Genomic DNA, 15,640 nt, shown 5'->3' with positions numbered 1-15,640 from the left:
TTTAGCTCTGATAAACATTCGGTTTCCAGATTTGCATGAAATTTTCTACTGGAGCAATAGGAGTGAACCCAAACTGTTTGTACAACCCATGAGCATCGCGGGTTGCAAGCATCATACGGCGTAAGCCTTGTAGTTCTGGATGAGCAACAATTTCTGAGATCAACCACTTACTGATGCCTTTACCACGGTGTGCCTCCACAACAAACACATCGGCAAGGTACGCAAACGTGGTGCGATCGGTAATTAACCGAGCAAAAGCGACGAGTTGATTTTCGTCATCCAAAACCGCGAAACAGAACGAATGGCGCAATGACTTCTCAAGGCGTTCTCTTGGAATGCCCTTTCCCCAATAACTGTTTGAAATGAACTGGTAGATAACGTCTAAATCCATGTCATCTAACGACGTGGTAATTCGAAACCCTTGCATTGTATCCCTCAACATTGGTTTATATTTTCTCAGCCACACAGACAAGCGAGTTGGCATTCGCCTCAAATACTTGCGCTGACCAAGATTGGTACTTCTCTATAATTCTGAATCCCGCTTGTTCAAGGAACACCTCTATGTCTTCCAGCGGGCGATATTTTAAATCAATGCTGGAATGCTCAATCGTTCCACTTTCAAAATGGCGCTCTTTGTTCAAATACATGATGGACGTTTGCAAGTCATACTCGGCCTTCATACCGAAATAATTCACTTCACCATAGGTTGGAGAAACATAGGTTTGCCACAGTGCCATCTCATGATCCAGTTCTAGATTCTCTGGCGTTGGTAAACGCGTATCGAAGACAAATCGCCCACCTTTTTCGAGGTGTCTTGATATTGAGCTCAGTGCACCTGCTAGCATCTCATCACTTAAAAAGGCTTGGAATGCATTCCCTGTCATTATGGCTAGGTCAAACTTCTTACCTAACGAAAACTGGGTTGCGTCTAGATGAAGAAAACGCAAGTTACTCCTGCTTTTGGCTTTGTCCTTTGCGTGTTGGAGCATCCCTTCAGAAATATCAATGCCAATGGCTTCGTTGAGTTGCTCAGATACTGGAATCGTGACAATGCCGGAACCACAACAGACATCCAGTACACTTCGAGCATTGGTTTCTTCGATTAACCTTGTGATGAAAGCAATGTCGTAATGGTAATGCTGCTCGTATTGGGCATCGTATTCAATGCCCGACCCGAACTCGGTTAAATCTTGTGTTTTCAAAAACAGTCCTTGTTTGTTACTTATTTCAGCGGTGTGACTTTTTCAGCTCTAGCATCAAGTATCGACACACATAACCAACACCAGATACGTAACCAATCACATTTTCTAGGGAAACCACTTCCAACCCCGCCTGCTGACAGAGTTGTTCAACTTCACTTTCGGTATATGCCGTATGCACGACCGATCCACTATAAGTATTTCGAGGCAAATCTTGTCCATCCGGATCGTGGTATTGAAAGCTGATAAAACATCGTCCATTCGCAGTTAGCTTACGCGAAATGCACTCCAGCAGTTGTTGAGGCTCTGCTAGAAACTCAGTAAAACCAAGTGCGGTGATAAGGTCGAAGGTTTGCTCAAACAAAGGGGAAAATGGCTCATCAAGGTTATGAACCGAGACGCTTTGATAGAGGTTAGTTTGGCGCGCTTTATCAACCATTTTGGACGAGATGTCTAAACCATGGATGGTGAGATCTGGATAGTGATTTTTTACGACATGACCGATACTGCCTGTCGCACAGGCTAGGTCGAGAGCCGAGCCTTGCTCGATGGGAAAGGTTTTTAACTTCCCAGAAATCCAACGTGGGCCGACGTAATGGCTGTCATCCACCAACTTTTGATAGCGCTCCGACACATCATCATACATTTTTGCTACGTTCATCGTTTCCTCCTTGATAACCAGAACGATGCTCGAATGTAACACGCAATACGCACCTAAGCACTTATTAAATGGCTAATTTTTTATGAAACGTAACCGACTGGTTATTCAGCGCTAACCAGTAGAAATAGATGAAATTTTGGAAAGTATTAGCCCGTGATTCCGATGGAATTTTTAAGTGCATAAAGAGAAAATATGTCCTGATAATCTGTCTTAGATTATTCAGCTAATCTTATTTCCATCATTCTATTCGCTGTATATAAAAACAATATTTAAATTAACATAACAAACCTATCGCTTATTATTTTTCATTTAAATAATGATTCTTATTGTTAATATCACTCTATAATTAAAGTGCTCAAATTCTCATGTTGTATTAACTTGAGGTTTAATTTATGAAACTAACTCCTTATTTAACTGCTGTTGTTTCGGTCAGCTGCGCTTTTGGCGCAATCGCAGCCGATGATTCAAAAGCACTTTTAGAAGATGCACTGAGTGCAGCACCACCGACTATTCGTGATAAAGTAACAGTGATGGACTGGAACAATAACGTTCTTCAAGAAGGTTCTAGCCAATACACTTGCTTCCCAACGCCTCCTCAATTGGAAGGCATTGCTCCAATGTGTATGGATGGTCCTTGGATGGAATGGGCAGACGCTTGGATGAACAAAAAACCTTTCCAAGCCAAAGCATTAGGCATTTCTTACATGTTAGCGGGTGATGGCGGTGCCAGTAACACCGACCCATTTGCAGAAGGGATGACGGACGATAATCAATGGATTGTGGAAGGACCACACTTGATGATTATTACCCCAGACCAAGCGTTGCTGGACTCTCTACCAACCGACCCAAGTTATGGTGGCCCATACGTGATGTGGAAAGGCACTCCATACGCACACATTATGATTCCCGTTGGAGCGAGAAAATAAAAAGAAAAAATCCGATATTCAGTATCTTGAATATCGGATTTTTATTTCGTTATCGAGCCAACCAAATTCTCGCCAATATTCCTATCGGCGTTGTGATGCCTGTCGTAATAGAGGTCACTTCACCATTTCTTAAAATATAAATGGTTGGAGTCACGCTAATTTTCCATTCACGCATAATATCGCTCGAAGGATCGTTTATGTTTTCAAAACGATATTCTTTTGCCTGCATAAACTGCGCCACGCGCTCATTCGGCCCCGATGAGCCAGAAACGCCAACTACGGCATAGTCATCACTCAGCCAGCTCACGCTTGGGCTTACAAATTTACAAGCGGGACACCAAGTCGCCCAAAAATAAACAACGACAGGTTGTTCTTGACTTTGTGCGATTGCATCGAAGTATTCACCATCGCTCAATACGGAGCTCAATGGTGGTGCCTCCTGTTTGGGAATATCTTTGGTGCGATACCAATCCATCGCGATAGAAATAACGGTGACAATGAGCACCATCTGTACGATTTGAACGAGCCAATATCGGACTGTTCTACGCTGCTTTGTCGAACTCATTGAATGGATCCCCCACTCGCTTGTTTCACCGCGCTTAAAACAACATCATCAGTCAGAATCACAGGTAACGGGATACCTTGTGGCGCCGCCGGGCCATAGACGATGTTAAACGGCACACCGTAACGCCCATGAGCTCGTAAAAAGTCCGTTACCGAGCCGTCCGGATGCGTCCAATCCCCTTTTAACGTCGCCACATTAGGGCTTTGCAGCAATGAGTAGACAGGATCTTGCCAGATCACGCCGATCTTGTTCGCTTTACACGTGACACACCAATCCGCAGTCACATCCACAAACACCACTCGCCCATTATTGACGTGCTCTTCAATCGCTGAATTAGAAAGCTTTTGCCAAGCTAGATCATCCGGAAGTGGCGTTGCCCATTGGTCAGCAGTGACACTGCCAAGTAACAGGCCACCAGCTATCAACACTAACGATGCGGTCCCCGATACAGCAAGTGCTTTCTCACCATACACTTTCTTAACTCTTGCCATCATGACGACAAAAGCAACCACAGCGATGAGTGCAATCCATAACATCGGTACATGATTTGCCATTAATGAAAGTAGCCAAACGCTGGTTGCCAACATCATTATGCCAAACACGATCTTAACGACATTCATCCATGGACCGGGCTTTGGTAGTTTTAGCGCGATACTTGGAAACACAGCGACTAAGATCCAAGGCAGTGCCATACCCAATGCTAATGCTGTAAAGGTTGCAAATAACGTTAATACGTCCGCGCCCAAGGCAAAAGCAACGGCAGTGCCTAAAAACGGTGCGGAACAAGGTGTCGCAAGCAAAGTGGCGAACATACCTTGAACGTAGTGACCCACTAGAGAGTTATCACCTTTCGATGCGAGCCATGTATTGGTACCCGATGACAGACGGATTTCAAATAACCCCAACATATTGGCACCGAACAAAGCAGTGACTAGTACCATCAATCCTAGGAACCAAGGGCTTTGGAACTGCACGCCCCAACCGATCGCGTTACCTGTAAGCTTCAACACCAAAATGAATCCAGCTATCAGCCAGAACGAAGTGAGAATCCCCAGAGAAGAAGCGATAAACTGGGTACGAATTTGACGGCGCTCTACACCATGCGCAGCCACAATACTGCTGAGCTTCATCCCCAATACAGGCAGCACACACGGCATGATGTTCAAAATCAAACCGCCTAACAGTGCAAATAAGAAAATACTCGCTAAAGAGGTAGTTGGCAGTGACGATGTAACCGCTCCTGCTTGTGCTTGTGTTACCTCTTCGACCAGCAAGTTATCATCTTTGATAGAAACATATAACGATTGTTCATTAAGCTCTACCTCACCCAGCCAGGTATCAACCGAGTAATTTGCTGTGACGCTATCACCTTCTTGCTGAAGTCCATCCAACTTGAAGCTGTAGTCACGAATCGCATCACCAACACCATCCACCAACACTTGAGGATTTTGCCAGCCTTGCGTGTTCTTTAGTTTGATTTGTAATTTGGATTGAGTCGCATCCCAATTTGTTTGCGTGACCTCAACAAAAGGCGAAGATTGAGGAACATTGCTCACCGCTTGGGCGTAACTGAACATCACGTCTTCGTCCACTTTCAGCTCAGAGGGTAAGAACGTCAATTGAATTTGGTAGTCCGTCAGCACACAAATCGTAGTACAGGAAGAAAGCGTGAGCACTGCATCAATCGTGACGGGTTTCGACATATCGTCGATATGCAGCGTCATTGGGAACAAAGTGTCGCCTTTGTAACCGAGAGTCTCAATGCCCAATAACTCGAACTTTTGCGGATATGGCCATTGCCAATCAACCTTGCTCAGGTTTTGCGAGTTTTGCCAATCTATCGATGGCGCGACACCACCCTCGCCCGGCGATCGCCAGTAAGTTTTCCAGTCTCCGGTTAACTTGACATCCAAATAACCTGTAAGTGTTTTGGCTTGCGGATCTTGTTGACCCGTTAGTACAAAGCGCGTTTGCACTGGAGGATGTTGTGGATTGGTCATCCAACCGGTATCGGTAGTTTGTGCTGAAATATTCAGAGAGAACAAACTCAAAGCCAGCGTCATAAAGAACATAGACGCGAACTGAGTCAGTTTGGTAATTTGATTCATAGTAATTCCTAATAATAAAAACAAATGTGCTAAATCACTGACGTTATTGGTCAGAAAGCACGTTTTTATTCTTGGAATACACAGAAAGTCAGATGGACTCGATACTTACGACCTATCGGCTCCGTCCAATGTTGTGCGCGAATATAAGCGCAGCACATCCAAATAGCCGACGCTAAAAGACCGACAAACAGAACAACAATAAATGCATCGAGTTGATGTTGAGAAAATTGAATTAACTTTTCAGACAATTCGCATTTGCTGGTTTCTTTAGCATCAATCGACTTGACGCTCGAACCCTCATCAGTAAGTGAAACAGCAGGCGATACTGTCTCGTACTTCATAGAGCATGACGATGCAAAACCTGAATTTTGCATCAGACACACGACAACCACCCAGCCAATAATCGCTAGTAGCCATTTCACCCGTTTATGTGGTGTGTGATGTCGTTTAGTCAATAAACTCATAAGAATTCAGATAAAGTAGGAACGAAGAAGATAATACGCGAGTCGTCATAAAGCTCAAGTTGTATCCACAAATAACATTAAGAAGCTTCACTCACTAAGCTCTAATCTAGCTTGCCATAAATATATGCCAACTCTGCGACGGTTTTCGCTGAGAACTTTTTCAATAGGTTGGCACGGTGTACTTCAACCGTGCGCATTGCAATGCAAAGCTCATCAGCAATTCGAATGTTCCGCTTGCCTGCAATGATCAAACGTAAAATGTCTTTTTCTCTGGGAGTGAGCGATTCATACGCCGATTTTGCCGCCGCCATATCAAGGTTTGCAGCCGACTGCACTTGCCCCTGCAAAATGGCTTGTGCCAACTCATCTCCTTTGACTGGCTTTTGGAAAAAATTGACCGCGCCAGCTTGCAATGCATCGACCGCCATCGGGACATCACCATGCCCCGTCAGGTAAATAACAGCCAAGGGACTGTTGGCTTGATTTAAAATTTGATGCACTTGCTGACCACGAAGGTTGGGCATTCGGCTATCAAGGATGACACACCCCGCCTGCTGAACGTCCACCCCATCGAGGAAAGACTGTCCATCCGGAAAAGTGGTGACGTTGAAGTCATGCTCTTCCAACATAAAAGCGAGCGAGTCACGCACCGATTCATCATCGTCGACCACAAAAACAGGTAGCTGCTTTTCACCGCTGCTCATTGAATGCTCCTATGCCTAGTTCAGATTAGTTTTGATATGGAAACACAAGCTCAACCAAACAGCCATGTGGCGCTGTCGAGCTGATGACAAACTCGCCACCATGCATTTCCATCACATCACGACAAATAGCTAACCCCAGCCCAAGCCCTTCTTCTTTGCTACTCACAAACGCTTGAGTCGGATTCTCTTGCTGCAACCCTGTACCGTTGTCCAATACTCGAATGGAGAGTTGATTGATTTGGTAATCGCAATGCAGGGCAATTTTACCTTGATAACCTGATGAGTGATATTTCTCTTGGAACAAAGTACACGCATCAATCGCGTTGCTGATCACATTAACTAAAACCTGTTGTACGCCAACTGCATCGACAAGTAACGGACGAATGTTCCCCTCTGTACTGGTCACGATCGAAATGTTTTGCTTCTGCATTCGAAAATGGAGCAACTCAATCGTGTCATCAATGAGTACTTGAAGATCGCAAGGCGCTTTGTCGACACTGCGCTTGCGAATCAACGTTCTTAAGCGCTGAATAATTGCATCGGCTCTTTCAACTTGCCCCTGTATTTTCTCAAGCACAGGGACAATATCTTCATGAGAGCGTTTTTTGGCCAAGCGAAGTAAACCGCCTTCACTGTAATTACGAATTGCCGCCAGTGGCTGATTGAGTTCATGGGCAAGACTAGTGCCAATTTCCCCGACAATCGCCACTCTTTGCGAATGCTCTAACTGTTCGCTTTTCTCTTTTAAGCGTAACGATGTCTGCTCCAACGCTTGCTTGCTCTTGCTAAATCGATACTCAAGCCAAAAGTGGTAAACGTTCAATACAATGACAAACATGAACAGCGCCCACGCCCATTCTTGATGACTACGCAGCCAGCGCAGTGCCTCACTCCACCAAGGTTGTTGCAACGGATGGAGATCCAACGCCTGATAAAGTTTGTCGATGCTCAGCAAGCTGACGGGTGACGTCCAACCTGACGCGCCAGCGGCAATAATGGCGGGGTGATCTGGCGGCATAGCAAGCAAGACTTGCGCAATCTGTTTGGCAAGCTGAGCTGAGCCACGCTCTGTTTTGGCAAATGACCAGTTTGGATATAACGGCGTAGAAACAGCGCACGAAGAGTGTTCATTTAGCTGTTGATTTAGGACTCGAAAATCACCTTGCTGTAACAGACCTTCATTTTGCATCTGTTCCAATAAACAAGCAGGGACGACAGCGGCTTCCACATTGCCATCACGCAATTGGTAGAGATTGGCATCAATTGGGAAACCGAGATAGCGAACATCCGCAAAAAAGTCATTCGGATCGAGTCCCATTTCCACGATTTGATAGCGCAGGGTCAGATAACCACCAAACGCTTTTTCGGACACTGCCGCGACAGGGAACCCAGAAACATCTTTTAATGTTTGGTATGGCGAATTTGCCCGAACCACCAGCGCCGAACCAATGCCGTAGTTCGAATTTTGCGGCGCTCGGCTGGTTAGCGTGGCCATCCACGACAGCGCGTATTGCCTGCCCAATCGCACTGCCTGACCGGGGTTAGTTAATATGAAGTCCATGGTCTGAAACTTCACCGCTTGGCCCATTTCATCCAAGTTAAGGGGATGAAGAACAAAATGCACATCAGAAATTTGCTGATTGAGCCAATCAATGGTCGGTTGCCATCTCTGCTCAGCATAAAGGTGACCACGTATCGCTAACACGCCCACTTCGACTTTCTGCTTGGCCTCTGGCTGCACTGCGTTTTGCTCTTGCAGATCTGCTTGTTCAGAAACAGCGCCCTGAGCTAAAGATGCAAAGGCAACCAAGCAAAGAATCCAAAGCTGAAGCCACAGTGCTTTTTTCATGATGAGTCGAATCGTTCCGTCAAGAGAGTGCGACAAGAATAACAGCTACCTTCCCTAAACCACATTTGTTTTAGATCAAGTTTGATCTGGGTATGTGGAAATCCACAATATAAGCCTCGCGGTGCATTTCTCACAATGGAATCAGTCAATTCAAATACAACAAAAAAGCAGGTGAGTTATGGATTCCACCAAACGTCGCTTTCTCAGCGCGGTCACAGCTGGAGCCGCGTTAATTCCAGTCGCGGGCATTGGCACGGCAACCGCGGGAAACATTATTCGAAATAACCAGTCCGCCGACCGAAAAGGACAAGTGGGGAAACGTTATGCAATGGTGGTGGATTTGCGAAAATGCGTCGGATGCCAGGCTTGCACCGTGGGTTGCAGCATCGAGAACCAAGCGCCTATCGGCCAGTTCCGGACCACAGTGAAGCAATACGAAGTCACACTGGATGACGGCTCGAAAGCCACGCGAGAAGCGAAAGCCTTTATGCTGCCTCGCCTTTGTAACCACTGCGAAAACCCACCCTGCGTGGCTGTCTGTCCGGTTCAAGCGACCTTTCAGCGCGAAGATGGCATCGTCATGGTAGATAACAGTCGCTGTGTTGCCTGCGCGTATTGCGTACAAGCTTGCCCTTACGATGCTCGTTTTATCAATGAGGACACCCTCACCGCAGACAAGTGCACCTTCTGCGCTCACCGCCTAGAACAAGGCCTATTACCTGCCTGCGTGGAAACCTGTGTTGGCGGTGCGCGTGTGATTGGTGATTTGAATGATCCATCAAGTGAAGTCCGCCGCTTAATTGCGAAGCACCAAGACGACATCAAAGTGCTAAAGCCCAATGAAGAGACCAAGCCACACGTGTTTTACATCGGCATGGATGAACGCTTTACCAGCCATATCGACGGACAACCTGCTATTTACGACCCACAAGGAGATCGCGCATGAACATCACCGAAGTGTTAGTCCAACCTCAAGCGATGGCATGGCTACCGTGGGCGGTGCAGTATTTCTTCTACATCGGTTCGGCTTATGCGGCCGCTATTTTATTCCTAATCGCCCTGTTATTTGAAAAACACACCAGCCACAGACTGCGCGCTGCGCTTGTGCTGACGCTGGCCATCGGCGCCATCGTGGGACCATTAGCGTTAACTGGTGATTTACACCAACCGGGACGAGCATGGCATTTTTACGCACACATCACGCCGTGGTCATGGATGTCTTTAGGGTCACTTTTCTTGCCTGTTTTCTCAGGTTTAGCGGTAGTGACCGCATGGCTGTATCTCCGCGAGGATCTGATCAACTTACGTAATCAGCCAGGGAAAGTACTGCCTCTAATTTCAAAGCTGTCATTGGGTGACTGGGCGCTCTCTCGTAGAGCGATGCTTATGGTGTCCGCCATCACGGTACTATCAGGCATCACCATCGCTGTCTACACAGGCGCTGAAATTGCGGTCGTTAAATCGCGCTCTTTATGGCACCAACCAGCATCACCGATTCTTTGGTTTGTCACTGCATTTATGGGCTCGGTCGGTTTCGCTCTGCTGATTTGGCTCTTGCTGCCTAGTCAGTCAAAGACGCTAACATCTGGCGATACTAATTTACTAAAAAAATCGGTGGTTACCAGCGGTGTATTAACGCTGATACTGCTACCGATTTGGGCATCTAACAATTCCGCATTTTCACTCTATTCCAGCGAGCAATGGATACAAAATATAGCTCTGCTCACTTTTGTCGTTTTAGGTTGTATTTTGCTCGCCTTCATCTTCTTGCGCGATACCCAAAAGTCCGCATCAGCCAGATTTCGTCACGGCATAGGGCTCGGTTTTGTGTCTGCTGCCGCACTGGCAAGCGCATGGCTGATCCGCTGGTTCACCATCATGGAAGTGCAAACCATCGCCAAGTTCGATGCAGGGCTGTATCCATACCAACTCACTATGGATGGAAATGGCTGGATAGGCATTATCGGCATGCTCGGATTATGGCTTGCACTGGCATTACTCGCTTCAGAGTTAATCCAGCCAAAGCGAAACTCCGAAGTGACACCAACATCACTCACCTTAACTGAACGCTAATCAAAGAGGATTTCATCATGGATAACAAACGCCGTCAGTTTTTGAAATCAGGCATTGCAGTGGGTGGGCTTGGCGCATTCGCTGCAGGTTACGCCACCACCACCAAACACATGGTCGAGGGTGCGATCGAAGGCACAGCAGGAGAAAAAACGCGTGATATTCACCACGGTAACTCGCTTGAACCAGAGTACACGGTCAACAACAAAGGCAACTTAATCCCGAATCCAAATCAGCGCGTCGCTCCATCCATGTGCTTTGGCTGTTGGTCACTGTGCGGGTTGCGTGTACGCATTGATAACCGCAACGACGAGATCTTGCGTATCAGTGGCAACCCATATCACCCACTGTCTCATCAACAACACATTCCTTTCGAAACGCCAGTCAAAGATGCTTATTTGAGTTTGGCAGGAGAAGCGGGCCTCGACGGCCGTTCCACCGCCTGTGCGAGAGGAAACGGGATGCTAGAAATTCGCAACAGCCCGTACCGCATTACTCAGCCCCTGAAACGAGCAGGCAAACGCGGCGAAGGAAAATGGATTCCGATCAGCTACGAACAATTGATAGAAGAAGTCGTAGAAGGCGGAGATTTATTTGGTGAAGGCCATGTTGATGGCTTGCGCGACATTCGCGATTTAACAACGCCCGTTGATCCTGAAAACCCAGAATATGGCCCGAAAGCCAACCAACTGTTAATGACCAACGCCGGTAACGAAGGCCGAGACGACATCTTCAAGCGCTTCGCGTTCAACAGCTATGGTACGCGAAACTTTGGGCACCACGGTTCGTACTGCGGCTACGCATTTCGTGCTGGCAGCGGTGCATTTATGAATGATTTGGATAAATTTGCCCATTTAAAACCAGACTTTGATAATGCGGAATACATCATCTTCATCGGTATGTCGCCAGCTCAAGCTGGCAACCCTTTTAAACGTCAGGCGCGCCAACTCGCCAATGCGCGAACAGAAGGTAGCTTGGAATACACCATCATCACACCAAGTTTGCCTGCGGGTTCATCGAGCTTGGCGGCAGGTGACAATAACCGCTGGGTACCAATCAAACCGGGCACCGATTCTGCCCTCGTGCTTGGCATGATCCAATGGATTATCGAAAACCAACGCTACAACAAAACCTTCTTAGCGCAGCCGGGGGCAAACGCGATGAAGCGAGCAGGCACCGCGCACTGGTGTAATGCTACGCATCTCGTGATAAGCGATGAGCAGCACCCGAGAAACGGCACGTTTTTACGCGCGTCGGATCTGAATCTGCCATTCGAGGGCAAAGCGTTGTCTGACTCCGACCCGTACGTCATCGTGGATGAGCAAAGCGGCGAATTTGGTGTTCATACCCAAGCTGAGGAAGCGGCACTGTTTGTCGATAAAACCGTTTCGCTTGCATCGGGCGAAGTGCGCGTAAAATCGTCTCTACAAAGACTCAAAGAAGAGGCGTTCAAATACAGCCTTGCGTTCTACAGCCAACAATGTGACATCCCTGTTGAGCAAATTGCAGAACTAGCGAAACGCTTCACCAGCTATGGCACAAAAGCGGTGGTCGATACCCACGGTGGCAACATGCACACCAATGGGTTCTATAACTCGTTTACCATCATGATGCTCAATGCGTTGATTGGTAACATAAATATGAAAGGCGGCGCGATGGCAAAAGCGGGAGGTTACCCGACTTCCGCTGCGGGTCCTCGTTACGACTTCACCAAATTTGCAGGCAAGGTCGGACCAAAAGGCGTGTTTCTATCTCGCAGTAAATTCCCATACCACAAAACCAGCGAATACAAACGTCGCGTTGAGGCTGGTGAATCCCCTTACCCAACTCGCGCGCCTTGGTATCCGTTTGCAGCGCCACTGCTGACGGAGCATCTGTCTGCGGCTATTGATGGTTATCCATATCGCGTTAAAGCGTGGATCAACCACATGGCGAACCCGATGTATGGTGTACCCGGTTTGAAAACACTGCTGGAAGACAAGCTTAAAGATCCAAAGCAGCTCGGTTTGATTGTGTCTGTTGATGCATTCATTAACGAAACCACCGCGTTGTCGGATTACATTGTGCCGGACACCGTTACTTACGAAAGCTGGGGCATGGCAACGCCTTGGCACGATGTTCCGGTGAAAACCGTCACCGCTCGTTGGCCGATAGTGGAAGCTCGAACAGAGAAAACCGCCGACGATCGCTCGATTTGCTTAGAGAACTTTCTGATTGATGTTGCTAAGAAAATGCAGCTGGGCGGTTTTGGTGACAATGCAATTCAAGATGCGCAAGGCAACTGGCACGCTCTCCACAGCGCTGAAGATTTCTACTTACGTTCCGCGGCAAACTTGGCTTATGTGAAAGGCGGCGTGCCTGAAGTTTCGGCAGAGGACATCGCGTGGTCCGGCCTAGAGCGTTTAATGCCAGCCATGCAGAAGACACTGACAGCGGAAGAGATGAAACGTGTGGCGTTTATTTTTGCTCGCGGTGGACGCTTTGAAAATGCCAGCGAAGCGTATCAAGGTCAGCAGATGAAGCATAAATGGACACGACCAGTTGCGATATGGAATGAACGTGTCGGCAGCGCAAGAAACACCATGACCGGTGATTTCTACACCGGTTGCCCAACATGGCATCCACAAAAGCTGGCCGATGGCACACCAATGGAAGAACAGTTCCCAAGCTCAGAATGGCCATTCAGCCTGACGAACTTTAAATCCAACATTCACAGTGCGGTATCCAACCTATCGCCAAGGTTGAACTCGATCAAAGGCGTAAACCCTGTGTACATCCATCCAATCGATGCCGAGCGCGCAGGCATTAAAACGGGTGATGAGTTTGTTATCGAAACTCCATCTGCAAGCACCAAAGCACTTGCGATGATAGTCAGCGGGATTCGCCCTGGCACACTCGGGTTTGAACATGGGTTTGGCCATACCGAGCTAGGGCAACGCTCACACTGGATCGGTGATAAACAGCAACCCGTAAAAACGCGCAGCCAAGATGGTGTCAACATTAACGACATTGGCTTAATTGACCCAACCCGAGAAGGGAAAGGCGTGTTGTTAGACTGGGTGGTAGGAGCCGCGGCTCGTCAATCATTACCAGCCAAAATCCGCAAAGCTTAGTAGACAACCAAACCTGAAGAGCTGCCATTTAGCAGCTCTTCACATCCTCTAAATATGTGGAAATCCACAATACCTTTCCTTATTGACAAGGCCGACAATACAGCACCCAAGTCACTATCACAGTAGACACTTGGAGATATTAATAACAATTAAAGTGAGTCAGCATGTCAAAAATACTACCTGTGGTGACGGCCTGTTTGCTGGCAACCACAATGGGCGCAAGCGCCTCGTCTATTCCTGAAAAAGCCAGCGTGTGCAGCGGTTGTCACGGCCAAGATGGTATGGGTCAACCAAACATTGCGCCTATGATTGCTGGTCTGAACGCGAATTATCTCAACACCCAAATAGAACTCTTCCTTAGTGGCGAACGACAAAACGTAGTCATGCAAGGCATGGCGAAAGAGCTTAGCGATCCTGCCGTTCGTAAAGAAGTCATGGATTACTTTGCTAACCTTCCAAGCTACGAGTTCACTAACCCAGAGCAACGCGGCGACCAAGCCGACATTCGTAACCCGTATCGTAAATTGATCTTCCAAGGTGATTGGGATAGAAACATTCCAGCTTGCGCGACTTGTCATGGAGCCAGCGGAATGGGCGTCGACAAATTCCCTCGCCTCGCAAGCCAACATGCTGATTACTTAAAAACGCAATTGATGGCATGGAAAAACGGCACTCGCAGTGGTGACCCGCTCAATATGATGGGTACTATCGCGAAAAATCTCACTGACGAAGAGATTAAAAACCTTTCCTACTACTTTGCCTCATTACGTTACTAGGAGCAGACATGAAACGTTTCTATTCTTTGCTCACATTGCCTCTCATCACTGCTGCTACTTGGGCCAACGAGCCACTGCCGGATCGTCAAACTGAACTGCCCGCGGTGAAAAAAGAGAATAACAATGAATATTTGCAGCCTCGCGATCTGAGTAAAATTCCAAACACCGCCTTTGGTGAGCAAGTAAAACGTGGTTATTCCCTATTTGTTAACTCGCAACAAATGCGCGGAAAATACGTTGGTAACGAACAAAACTGTGTGAATTGCCATATGGAAGCAGGACGAAAAGCCAATGCAGCACCGCTGTGGGCGGCTTACATGGCCTACCCGGCTTATCGCAAGAAAAACGATCGCGTAAACAGCTATGCTGACCGTATCCAGGGTTGTTTCGAATATTCCATGAACGGTAAAGCGCCCGCTTACGATTCGCCAGAAATTGTTGCTCTTAGTGCTTACGCCTACTGGTTGGCGATGGGTGGCTTGCTCGACAAACATGGTATGACGGATGAACCCATTCCGGAGCTAGACGCAAAAGCGTTGCAAGTTGGTGGAAAAGCAAAAGACTTCCCGTTGCCCGAAGCCATTGCACAAGCATTACCAATTGAAGAGCGAGGTAATCTCTCTGGACGTGGTTACCCAAAAATCGCCGCCCCTGAGCAAGAACCATCACTAGAGCGAGGGGCATTAGTCTACGAAAAGAACTGCGAAACTTGCCATCGCGCCGACGGTTCAGGCATAAAAGGCACCGACGGCCATTCATACATTCCACCACTTTGGGGCGAATATGCGTATAACTGGGGTGCAGGTATGCACCGTATTAACACCGCGGCCTATTTTATTTACGAAAACATGCCGCTTGGGAAAAGTGTCCAGTTAAGCAAACAAGAAGCGTGGGATGTTGCGGCATACGTCAATAGCCACGAGCGTCCACAAGATCCACGATTTAAAGGCAACGTGGCCGCAAACGCAGAGAGATATCACCAACATCAAGGCTATTACGGAAAAACAATTAGTGGTAAGCAAGTCGGCTCGAATGCTTTCAAGAGCGGTACCGTCGAGTAAAAGACAACCATTCATCTTAAATACCAGTGCTCCCACCTCCCTGCTCAGGCTCTCTGGGCAGGGTTGTTTTACTCTCCTGAAGCAATCACTGCCCCCCTCCAAACCAGCAACGTTAAGTAGTTTTCGGCTTCCAACATACCAATC

Annotated in this window: 14 protein-coding genes; 6 read left to right on the top strand and 8 right to left on the bottom strand. The window is 47.6% G+C overall.

What is annotated here, in order from left to right:
• Position 1 precedes the first annotated feature (1 nt).
• Genes L3V32_RS09130 through L3V32_RS09120 form a run of 3 tightly spaced genes read right to left on the bottom strand, consistent with a single transcriptional unit; the run spans position 2 to position 1,860 of the window.
• Positions 2 to 427 (bottom strand): GNAT family N-acetyltransferase, encoded by a 426-nt coding sequence (locus tag L3V32_RS09130; protein WP_237284145.1) that lies wholly within the window; start codon positions 425 to 427, stop codon positions 2 to 4.
• A gap of 19 nt (positions 428 to 446) precedes the next feature.
• Complete coding sequence (locus L3V32_RS09125; protein ID WP_140309793.1) at positions 447 to 1,202, bottom strand: class I SAM-dependent methyltransferase; 756 nt, start codon at positions 1,200 to 1,202, stop codon at positions 447 to 449.
• Positions 1,203 to 1,227: 25 nt separating this feature from the next.
• The gene (locus tag L3V32_RS09120; RefSeq protein ID WP_069500984.1) at positions 1,228 to 1,860 is read right to left on the bottom strand and encodes a class I SAM-dependent methyltransferase; all 633 of its coding nucleotides are present in this window, start codon (positions 1,858 to 1,860) and stop codon (positions 1,228 to 1,230) included.
• A 392-nt stretch (positions 1,861 to 2,252) separates the two neighbouring features.
• Here L3V32_RS09120 and L3V32_RS09115 point away from each other — a divergent pair, with 392 nt between their 5' ends.
• Positions 2,253 to 2,786, top strand: a complete 534-nt coding sequence (locus tag L3V32_RS09115) for a hypothetical protein (protein ID WP_005397084.1) — start codon at positions 2,253 to 2,255, stop codon at positions 2,784 to 2,786.
• Between the two features lie 49 nt (positions 2,787 to 2,835).
• Here the strand turns inward: L3V32_RS09115 and L3V32_RS09110 are convergent, their stop codons facing one another.
• The 5 genes from L3V32_RS09110 to L3V32_RS09090 form a co-directional block, all read right to left on the bottom strand.
• The gene (locus L3V32_RS09110; protein ID WP_237284144.1) at positions 2,836 to 3,351 is read right to left on the bottom strand and encodes a protein disulfide oxidoreductase; all 516 of its coding nucleotides are present in this window, start codon (positions 3,349 to 3,351) and stop codon (positions 2,836 to 2,838) included.
• Positions 3,348 to 5,459, bottom strand: coding sequence for a protein-disulfide reductase DsbD (locus L3V32_RS09105; protein WP_237284143.1), 2,112 nt, complete (start codon positions 5,457 to 5,459; stop codon positions 3,348 to 3,350). The genes L3V32_RS09110 and L3V32_RS09105 overlap by 4 nt, the downstream gene beginning before the upstream one ends.
• A 65-nt stretch (positions 5,460 to 5,524) precedes the next feature.
• Positions 5,525 to 5,923 (bottom strand): hypothetical protein, encoded by a 399-nt coding sequence (locus L3V32_RS09100; protein ID WP_053808871.1) that lies wholly within the window; start codon positions 5,921 to 5,923, stop codon positions 5,525 to 5,527.
• A 101-nt stretch (positions 5,924 to 6,024) separates the two neighbouring features.
• Positions 6,025 to 6,627 (bottom strand): response regulator transcription factor, encoded by a 603-nt coding sequence (locus tag L3V32_RS09095; RefSeq protein ID WP_237284142.1) that lies wholly within the window; start codon positions 6,625 to 6,627, stop codon positions 6,025 to 6,027.
• Positions 6,628 to 6,652: 25 nt separating this feature from the next.
• A complete protein-coding gene (locus tag L3V32_RS09090; protein ID WP_237284141.1) occupies positions 6,653 to 8,476 on the bottom strand; it encodes a sensor histidine kinase in 1,824 nt (607 codons plus the stop codon).
• A 178-nt stretch (positions 8,477 to 8,654) separates the two neighbouring features.
• Here L3V32_RS09090 and dsrO point away from each other — a divergent pair, with 178 nt between their 5' ends.
• The 5 genes from dsrO (at position 8,655) to L3V32_RS09065 (ending at position 15,496) form a co-directional block, all read left to right on the top strand.
• Positions 8,655 to 9,422, top strand: coding sequence for a sulfate reduction electron transfer complex DsrMKJOP subunit DsrO (dsrO, locus tag L3V32_RS09085; protein ID WP_237284140.1), 768 nt, complete (start codon positions 8,655 to 8,657; stop codon positions 9,420 to 9,422).
• The gene (gene nrfD / locus L3V32_RS09080; RefSeq protein ID WP_237284139.1) at positions 9,419 to 10,549 is read left to right on the top strand and encodes an NrfD/PsrC family molybdoenzyme membrane anchor subunit; all 1,131 of its coding nucleotides are present in this window, start codon (positions 9,419 to 9,421) and stop codon (positions 10,547 to 10,549) included. Before dsrO ends, nrfD begins: the two co-directional genes overlap by 4 nt.
• Positions 10,550 to 10,566: 17 nt before the next feature.
• Entirely contained in the window at positions 10,567 to 13,659 is a 3,093-nt protein-coding gene (locus L3V32_RS09075) for a tetrathionate reductase subunit A (protein WP_237284138.1), read from the top strand.
• Between the two features lie 212 nt (positions 13,660 to 13,871).
• Positions 13,872 to 14,435 (top strand): cytochrome c, encoded by a 564-nt coding sequence (locus L3V32_RS09070; RefSeq protein ID WP_370686147.1) that lies wholly within the window; start codon positions 13,872 to 13,874, stop codon positions 14,433 to 14,435.
• 8 nt (positions 14,436 to 14,443) lie between these two features.
• Positions 14,444 to 15,496, top strand: coding sequence for a c-type cytochrome (locus L3V32_RS09065; protein WP_237284137.1), 1,053 nt, complete (start codon positions 14,444 to 14,446; stop codon positions 15,494 to 15,496).
• Positions 15,497 to 15,640 lie beyond the last annotated feature (144 nt).

It is taken from the genome of Vibrio sp. J2-4 (genome assembly GCF_021728155.1).
GTDB classification, from domain to species: domain Bacteria; phylum Pseudomonadota; class Gammaproteobacteria; order Enterobacterales; family Vibrionaceae; genus Vibrio; species Vibrio diabolicus.
This window is presented reverse-complemented; position numbering and strand designations above follow the sequence as displayed.

Coding starts and splice junctions, on each gene's coding strand:
- L3V32_RS09130 (WP_237284145.1), bottom strand. CDS start 427: ATGCAAGGGTTTCGAATTACCACGTCGTTAGATGACATGGATTTAGAC.
- L3V32_RS09120 (WP_069500984.1), bottom strand. CDS start 1,860: ATGAACGTAGCAAAAATGTATGATGATGTGTCGGAGCGCTATCAAAAG.
- L3V32_RS09115 (WP_005397084.1), top strand. CDS start 2,253: ATGAAACTAACTCCTTATTTAACTGCTGTTGTTTCGGTCAGCTGCGCT.
- L3V32_RS09110 (WP_237284144.1), bottom strand. CDS start 3,351: ATGAGTTCGACAAAGCAGCGTAGAACAGTCCGATATTGGCTCGTTCAA.
- L3V32_RS09105 (WP_237284143.1), bottom strand. CDS start 5,459: ATGAATCAAATTACCAAACTGACTCAGTTCGCGTCTATGTTCTTTATG.
- L3V32_RS09100 (WP_053808871.1), bottom strand. CDS start 5,923: ATGAGTTTATTGACTAAACGACATCACACACCACATAAACGGGTGAAA.
- L3V32_RS09095 (WP_237284142.1), bottom strand. CDS start 6,627: ATGAGCAGCGGTGAAAAGCAGCTACCTGTTTTTGTGGTCGACGATGAT.
- L3V32_RS09090 (WP_237284141.1), bottom strand. CDS start 8,476: ATGAAAAAAGCACTGTGGCTTCAGCTTTGGATTCTTTGCTTGGTTGCC.
- dsrO (WP_237284140.1), top strand. CDS start 8,655: ATGGATTCCACCAAACGTCGCTTTCTCAGCGCGGTCACAGCTGGAGCC.
- nrfD (WP_237284139.1), top strand. CDS start 9,419: ATGAACATCACCGAAGTGTTAGTCCAACCTCAAGCGATGGCATGGCTA.
- L3V32_RS09075 (WP_237284138.1), top strand. CDS start 10,567: ATGGATAACAAACGCCGTCAGTTTTTGAAATCAGGCATTGCAGTGGGT.
- L3V32_RS09070 (WP_370686147.1), top strand. CDS start 13,872: ATGGGCGCAAGCGCCTCGTCTATTCCTGAAAAAGCCAGCGTGTGCAGC.
- L3V32_RS09065 (WP_237284137.1), top strand. CDS start 14,444: ATGAAACGTTTCTATTCTTTGCTCACATTGCCTCTCATCACTGCTGCT.